Raw genomic sequence first — 266 nt, forward strand, 5'->3', positions numbered from 1 at the left:
TCCCTTACGAGTACACTAATTGTTGAATTAAATAAACTAAACGAAAACATAAACGCGATCATACATATAAGATAGTAAATATATTGTAGCCAATGCGCGTCAGGATATATGCCATAAGAAATAAGCACAATCAGATAGACACCCATCATGACAAAATAGCTGAACAAGTTGGACATGATGACCACAGACGGCAGCGCACTAATCGGAAAATTCATTTTTGATACCATATTAATGCGTTTAAACACACTGTTTGATCCATCAAGGAT

Annotated in this window: 1 pseudogene; it reads right to left on the reverse strand. The window is 35.3% G+C overall.

Annotated elements, in window-relative coordinates:
* Positions 1–266, reverse strand: a pseudogene (locus tag AAEY75_RS15505) (Teichoic acid translocation permease TagG); the annotation flags it as partial.

The sequence above is a fragment of the Psychrobacter sp. TB55-MNA-CIBAN-0194 genome (assembly GCF_040309505.1).
Lineage (GTDB): Bacteria > Pseudomonadota > Gammaproteobacteria > Pseudomonadales > Moraxellaceae > Psychrobacter > Psychrobacter fozii.